The sequence below is a fragment of the Streptomyces beijiangensis genome (assembly GCF_017315755.1).
Classification (GTDB): Bacteria; Actinomycetota; Actinomycetes; order Streptomycetales; family Streptomycetaceae; genus Streptomyces; species Streptomyces beijiangensis.
Window position 1 is genome coordinate 1 of sequence record NZ_JAFLRJ010000731.1, and the last position, 261, is coordinate 261.

Genomic DNA, 261 nt, shown 5'->3' on the forward strand with positions numbered 1-261 from the left:
GTCAACGCGGGCGAGATCACCATCGCCCCCTACGACCCCGCGCGCCTGTCCCCGAACGCCTACGACTGGAGGCTGGGCGACACAATCCGCATCTGCGATAGCGATCTGGACGCCGCCGCTCCCACCGCCTACACCGAACTGGACATCCCCGCCACCGGGTTGGTCCTGAAGCCCGGCGTGCTCTATCTCGGCGTCACGCTGGAGAGGACCAGTTCGGATACGTACGCACAGCTCCTCAACGGTGACCGCACCATCGGCGCT

1 protein-coding gene is annotated in these 261 nt (G+C 66.7%); it reads left to right on the forward strand.

The window, feature by feature from the left end; genetic code table 11:
• The coding region (locus J0695_RS38735; protein WP_443727036.1) for a dCTP deaminase domain-containing protein at positions 1 to 261 on the forward strand (261 nt) is incomplete at both ends.